This is a genomic window from Levilactobacillus hammesii DSM 16381, assembly GCF_001434395.1.
Taxonomy (GTDB): Bacteria; Bacillota; Bacilli; order Lactobacillales; family Lactobacillaceae; genus Levilactobacillus; species Levilactobacillus hammesii.
This window is the reverse complement of the sequence record NZ_AZFS01000061.1, coordinates 39,109-46,042: the sequence shown is the minus strand read 5'-3', so window position 1 is coordinate 46,042 and position 6,934 is coordinate 39,109. Positions and strand designations below refer to the sequence as shown.

Genomic DNA, 6,934 nt, shown 5'->3' with positions numbered 1-6,934 from the left:
GCCGATTCTCGGCTAACACCGTTGTCACGGCTGCCTCCATCTCTGGCCTCCTCCGGCTACAACTAGTTTCTAGCCATGACGTTGGATTGAGACTCACTGGTGCATCAGCATTGAACTGGCTTCATTTAAGATAAACGAGGTTAGCCGTGAGTGAGTCAAATTTGGGCTCAGCCGTGGAATTTTCCAAGTGTTCTATCTTGGATGGCTTCGGACAACACAGTCGAAACGTGTTCCATCAGGCAGCTGGTTGCGCTTAACCCCGCTAGACTAAAAATCCAGGCCTAGGATTTTCAATCTAGCAACGTTAATGCTCGCCAGCTAATCGCCTTCTTCCACACTCTTTTCCGTTACAGCCCAAATTTGGCGAACGGCAAGGCGGCCAGCTTCACACCGTATAACTATATGTCATAAAAAGCCTAATCCACGGACTTCAACGCATCGAGCATGTTGATACGCTTGAGTTTGCGGTGCATCAGCCACATGACGAGGAGACTGAATGCCAGCGTCAGCAGTGCCGAATAGACGTAGCTGAGCGGGTGGATTCCCGGTGAAAACATCAGGCTGTCCGTCTCCGCCGTATTGAGAATATAGCGGTGTAGCCAGTCCCCCAGGAAACAACCGAGTAGGATACCCATGACGGTTAGGATGAGGTTTTCGCGGAAAATGTACAGGGTTACTTCATGGTCGTAGAAACCGAGAACTTTGATCGTGGACAGCTCCCGAATCCGTTCGGAAACGTTGATATTGGTGAGATTGTAGAGAACGACTAGGGCCAACGCCCCGGCAGCGACCACGAAGATGATGACCACGAGATCCATGGTGTCGAGCATTTGGAAATTGGTTTGTTTTTCGGTGCTGAGGAGCGTGACGTTGAGCATCCCTGAGGTTTTGAGGAGGTCACTGGCGAATTGGTCCTGGGCTTTTTGACCGTGTTGCGTGAACTGGACCAAGTTGCCATTGTAGACCACCTTTTGACCAAAGAGCTGCTGGTAGTATTGCGGTGAGAGATAAATGAAGTGATTGACGTAGTTTTCTGCAATGGCGGCGACTCGTACGTGTTTGGTGGCGCGGTTACCAAGCTTGACGGGGAGTTGGTCGCCCACCTTGACGTGGTAGAGCTTGGCCAGTTTTTCATCAATAATGGCGCCATGATGATTCAGCCTGTAGGCGTTGTGGCTCTGGCGATTGCGAAGAACCACAAACTTTTTCAACCGTTGTGGCTGTTGGGGGACACTCAGGGTGGCCGTTTGGTTGGCCACATCCGAGCGCTCCACGGTGACCTGGGCTTGTTTGAGCACCAAATCATCCTTGTATAGGGCTTGGTGGTGAAGTGCTCGGCGCTGCTGGGCCGTCTGGGTCCCGTTGCGCACCACGATGGCGTCATAGTGCCAGAGCTGATCGAATTGCTTGAGGCTGATGTCACCGATAGAATCTTTGAGTCCAAATCCTGTGATCATCATGGCCATACAACCGGCGATGCCCAGCACCGTCATCAATAGGCGTTGCTTGTAGCGAAAGAGATTGCGGAGCGTGACCTTGTGATTGAAGCTGAGTCGGCGCCAGAGACCGTGCCAGTGTTCGAGCCACAGCGTCTTGCCGGCCTTGGGTGCCTTGGGTTGCATCAAAGTAGCAGGGCCACTGTGTAGGTCAACCCGCAGGACGATGGCGGCACTGCCCATAGTGCAGGTCAGCGCGATGACCAGGGCTATCAGAATATCTAGCCAGAGATACTGCACGTTGATGGCCGGCAGATTGTACATGCTGCCATAGGCCTGAGCGATGAATCGTGGGAAGAAATTAACGCCGAAGCCAACCCCCAGCACGGTTCCCAGTAGGCTGGCGAGTCCGCCATAAAGCATAAATTCACTGCCGATGGCGAGGTTGCTGTAGCCGAGCGCCTTGAGCGTCCCCATTTGAATGCGGAGCTCCGTCACCATCCGCGTCATGGTGGTCAGACAGATTAAAGCGGCAATCGCAATGAAGAAGAGCGGAAAGACCGTGGAGAGGGCGACCACCCGTTGCGTATTTTCATGATATTCGCTGTAGCCGGGGTTGGCCGCACGCCCGGTGTAGAGGTAGGTCGGCTGGCCAATGGCAGCAATCTTGGCCTGAGCCTGTTTAATCTCAGCTTGGGCCCGCCGCAGAATGGGCGAGTTGGCGGGGAGTTGTTGCGCCAGTTGCTTGACTTCAGCAGCTTTGGGTGCCAATTGTGTGCTGGCCTGACGTTGTAACTGCGCTTGACGCTGGGCCGCTCGTGGCTTCAGCCATGACTTAAGCAAGGCCGTATTGGCGCGGTTTAGTCGCCGGTATTTGGCCGAATAGGGCGTCACGTGGGCCAAGTTCTTGAATTGAATATCAATCCGGCTGATAGCCGACTGAGTCAGCGTTCCCGGTTGGACGAAGGCAAAATAGTCCAGGGTGCCCTTGCCGACCGTGGTGACCCCCCGGGTCGTCTTCTCAATGTAGCGCGGTGAGTTGACGAAGCCCACGATGGTGAACGTGCGGCGGTTAAAGGCCTTGTTTAAATGCTGTGTGGTGGCGATTTTGTAAGTTGCGCCCAGCTTGAGGTGGGGCTGAAGCGTCCGTGCCTGTTGATCGAGAACGATCTCATTGGCTCGACGAGGAAGGCGACCGCTGACGACTGTCAGCTGATTGACCCGTTGCTTAGTGGGCATTTCCGCCACTCGGACCGCCTGATTATTGTTAAGTTGATTAATATCTAGGTATTTCACCGCCTGATAGGTCACCTGGTTGCGATGCCGGTGCAGGACGGCCAGGTCTTGTTTCGTCAGGCCAGCCGTGGATTGGACGCTATTGGTGGCTAATTTCTGCTGGGCGTAGTAGTCGTCGGCCGCTTGTAGCATGTCGGGACCGGTCGCGCGAATACCAGTATAGAAGGCGACGCCGAGAAAGATAATCAGCATAATCGACAGGAAACGCGCCTTGGAACGCTTGATTTCACGAAAAATGGTTTTCAAATAACTGGTTGTCATGGGCGCACCTACCAGTCAATCTCGGCAACCGGCGTGGGATTCGGGTTATGCCGTGCCGATTGCACCTGCGCGTCATTGATGTGGATAATCTGGTCGCCCATCTTGGCAATGGCGCTGTTATGCGTGACGATGATGACCGTCATATGGGTGCGGCGGGCGCCATCTTGAATGACCTGGAGAACCTGCTTACCCGTCTGATAATCGAGGGCTCCCGTGGGTTCGTCACACAGCAGTAGCTTAGGATTCTTGGCAATGGCTCTGGCAATCGCCACGCGCTGTTGCTCCCCACCGGAAAGCTGGGCTGGAAAGTTAGCGGCCCGATCGGTCAGACCCACGAGGCCCAAAGTTTCACTGACATCGTGGGCATCCGCGGTAATCTGCGAGGCCAGCTCGACGTTTTCGCGGGCCGTCAGGTTAGGAACGAGGTTGTAAAATTGAAAAACAAAGCCCACGTCCTGACGGCGGTAGGTGGTGAGTTGCTTGGCATTTAATTGTGCGATGTCCTTGCCGTCGATCAAGACCTGTCCGCTGGTGGGGCTATCCATGCCACCGAGAATGTTCAGTAATGTTGATTTGCCGGCACCACTAGGGCCAAGGATGGTGACAATCTCACCCTGTTCCACGCGAAAGGAGATGTCGCGGTTGGCGGTGGTGACCTGATCGCCCTGGGTAAATTGCCGGGTTTCATTGATAACTTCTATGTAAGCCATACGCTGGGACTCCTTTTTCTTCGAATTTTAGTGCTTGGTTCAGTCTGCCATTGATAGGCAACTTTTGTGTTTGCTGTCCGCCTTGCCGTTCGCCAGATTTGGGCTGGAACGCTATGGGCAGGACGGTCCGAGCCTTAGGAGCGGTCTCGGACCTCGCTTTGCGCCGAAGTTCACGTCGCAAAGTCGCCATTTTCCAAGCAGAACACTTGGAAAATCCCATGGCTGAGCCCAAATCTGACTCACTCACGGCTAGACTGGTTTATCTTAAATGACGCTAGTTCAATGCTGATGCACCAGTGAGTCTCAATCCAACGTCATGGCTAGAAACTGGTTGTAGCCGGAGGAGGCCAGAGATGGAGGCAGCCGTGACAACGGTGTTGGCCGAGAATCGGCTTACAGCGTGGGACGTGTTTGGAGACCGGTGATCTTTGCCGGGCTTCAAACCGAGCCGGAGGACCGCACTTCCGGCCGCAGGCGGTCCCCACAGCAGCCGGAATCTCTGGCAGCCGCAGGCGAACGATAAGGCGGAATGGCAGATACTCTAATCGTGAGTAGGTAATAATCTAATTGTAGGCGGAAAGGTGACGTGGTGCAACGGAAAACGGTTTCAAAAACTCTTGTAAATTCGCGATATTTCGGTATACTGGGCGCAGAGAAGCGGATAAACGGGAAAGGATGTTTTGCGGATGAAAGTCGTCATTATTGGTGGCGTGGCTGGCGGGATGTCGGCCGCAACACGGCTTCGGCGGTTGGATGAACACGCTGAGATTGTCGTATTTGAGAAGGGACCCTATGTGTCGTTTGCTAACTGTGGGTTGCCCTATTACATTTCAGGTGAGATTAGCGATCAATCGCAATTGGTTGTGCAGACCCCGGAGAAGTTGCGGCAACGGTTCAATCTCGACGTGCGACCGAATCATGAGGTGTTACAGATCTTACCAGCGGAACACGAGGTGGTGGTCCGCCACGCCGGCCAGCAGGTTCACGAGTCCTACGATAAACTCATTCTGTCGCCCGGTGCTGAACCAATCATGCCTGATCTTCCGGGAGTGGCGGCTGCCGATAATATTTACGCGCTCCGCAACATTCCGGATCTCAATCGCATCATGGCTGGTATTCAGACCAAGGCCGTGCGCCGCGTGCTGGTCGTTGGTGGTGGCTTTATCGGCCTAGAGGTTGCTGAAAATCTTAAGCTGAGTGGCTTGGCGGTGACGGTCGTTGAACAAGCCCCCCACGTGTTACCCCCGTTGGATACCGAAATGGCGGCGTTCGTCCGTGCTGAGTTAAAGCGTAATGGCGTTGACGTGATCACGGGACAAGCCCTGGCCAGCTTGGCGTTGAACGGTCAGACTGCTATTTTAACGGATGGCACGCGCCTACAGACCGATCTCACAATTATGGCTGTCGGGGTGCGTCCGGCCAGTCAGTTAGCCCAAGCGGCCGGATTGAAATTGGGCCTGCACGCCGGAATTGTGGTTGATGAACACTACCAGACCAGTGATCCCGATATTTATGCGGTGGGGGATGCCATTGTGGTGAAACAACAGCTGACGGGGCAGCCGGCTCTGATTCCGTTGGCGTCGCCCGCTAACCGCCAGGGACGGCAGGTGGCCGATAATTTGGCCGGCCTGCAGCATCCGAACCGGGGTAGCCTGGGAACGGCGATCGTCCGCGTCTTTCAGCTGGCGGCTGCAGCAACCGGTTTTAGTGAATTTCAGGCCAGTCAATTGGGCCTGCCATACCGCGTTGTTCACGTTCGGGGTGGGAGCCACGCTGGTTATTTTCCCGGCGGCACGCCCATGACGTTGAAACTTGTTTTTAATCCAGACTCGGGCCAGATCTATGGGGCCCAAGGGGTCGGCGAACAAGGCGTGGATAAGCGCATTGATATTTTGGCGACGGCCATTAAGGGTGGCCTGACGATTGCGGATTTACCGGAATTAGAACTGACCTATGCGCCACCGTTTGGTTCGGCCAAGGACCCGGTCAACATGCTGGGGTATGCCGCTATGAATTTGGCGGAGGGATTGAGCAAATCCATTCAGTGGCACGAATTACCAGCTGCTCTAGCCGCGGGACGCCAGCTGTTGGACGTGCGCGACCCCGATGAACTGACGGCGGGTCGCTTTGAAAATAGCGTGAATATTCCCTTGAATCAACTCCGGGATCGGCTCGCCGAATTGGATGTGAATCAGCCCTATGTGGTTAGCTGCTTCAGCGGCCAACGTAGTTATATTGCAGAGCGCCTGCTGCGCCAACATGGGTTTAACGTGGTCAACCTGGATGGGGCGTTTGCGCTCTATCGGGCAGTGCGGCCGCAAGATTTGATTTCGGATTAAAGTTTAGATTGCGATTATGATGCTCTCTCGATATAATTAACAAGTAAAACGATATCTACATAATTATTTCGGGAGGACACTCATGAAAGTATTACGAAAAGCGGCCTTATTGATTGCCGTCACCTTCACGCTGGGTGGCGTAGCGGAGCCGCTGGCTGTGCAGACGGTCACGGCGGAAGCCAAAAGCACTAAGGTTTGGATTGCGCCACACCACGGCAAGAAGTATCACTATGGTAAAGACTGCCGGGGACTTAGCCACGCTGGCAAGCTGAAGCATGTTACCTTGAAGTGGGCTAAGGGCCATCACTACAAGCTTTGTGGTTGGGAAAAATAGGCGTGCTTGATTTTTAAAATCGTCAAACGGAGAGCCTGGGATGATCCCCAGGCTCTTTTAATTTCTCCGAGATGCGGCGGTTGAGGCGTTCCCATTTTCGTTGACGATCGAAACTAAAAAGTACATGCTAAGCTTAAGGGGGAGAGGAATATGCAGACATTGACCAAGCTACGGCCGTGGATTGCCGGTGTGGTCGCGGTTGTGACCCTCGGCTTTCCAGTGGCCATGATGATCGACGGGTACGTGTTGATGGCCCAAAACGATCCCATGCATCCGGACGTGCTGGTCTTAATCGGGTTATTAATCCTAGGACTTGTGGGCCTCATTGGCGTTCTAGCCTACGGTATTCACGGCTACCGGGTCGGTTGGCGTCACCTGCCACTTCGCCAGTGGATTTTGCTGGCACTCTACGGGGTGGCGTTTGTGGTGGGGCTATGTATGTGGCTGGCCTTTGTGGGCGCGATCCCTTATCAGTGGGTCTATTGGATTATTTATGGGGGAGCGGATTAACGTCTAGGCGCTACTTTCAGCGGTCAAGGCGGCTGGGATTCGTTAAAT

At 54.3% G+C, this 6,934-nt stretch carries 5 protein-coding genes; 3 read left to right on the top strand and 2 right to left on the bottom strand.

Annotated elements, in window-relative coordinates; genetic code table 11:
* Window positions 1-416: 416 nt before the first annotated feature.
* Both FD28_RS08990 and FD28_RS08985 read right to left on the bottom strand, forming a co-directional pair.
* The gene (locus tag FD28_RS08990; protein WP_083478160.1) at window positions 417-2,993 is read right to left on the bottom strand and encodes an ABC transporter permease; all 2,577 of its coding nucleotides are present in this window, start codon (window positions 2,991-2,993) and stop codon (window positions 417-419) included.
* A gap of 8 nt (window positions 2,994-3,001) precedes the next feature.
* On the bottom strand, window positions 3,002-3,703 hold the full coding sequence (locus tag FD28_RS08985) for an ABC transporter ATP-binding protein (RefSeq protein WP_057734711.1): 702 nt from the start codon (window positions 3,701-3,703) through the stop codon (window positions 3,002-3,004).
* A 686-nt stretch (window positions 3,704-4,389) separates the two neighbouring features.
* Here FD28_RS08985 and FD28_RS08980 point away from each other — a divergent pair.
* The 3 genes from FD28_RS08980 (at window position 4,390) to FD28_RS08970 (ending at window position 6,886) form a co-directional block, all read left to right on the top strand.
* Window positions 4,390-6,042: an FAD-dependent oxidoreductase gene (locus FD28_RS08980; protein WP_057734710.1), complete on the top strand. Its 1,653-nt coding sequence runs from the start codon at window positions 4,390-4,392 to the stop codon at window positions 6,040-6,042.
* Between the two features lie 82 nt (window positions 6,043-6,124).
* A complete protein-coding gene (locus tag FD28_RS08975) occupies window positions 6,125-6,376 on the top strand; it encodes a hypothetical protein (protein WP_057734709.1) in 252 nt (83 codons plus the stop codon).
* 150 nt (window positions 6,377-6,526) lie between these two features.
* Window positions 6,527-6,886: a hypothetical protein gene (locus tag FD28_RS08970; protein WP_057734708.1), complete on the top strand. Its 360-nt coding sequence runs from the start codon at window positions 6,527-6,529 to the stop codon at window positions 6,884-6,886.
* Window positions 6,887-6,934: the final 48 nt, after the last annotated feature.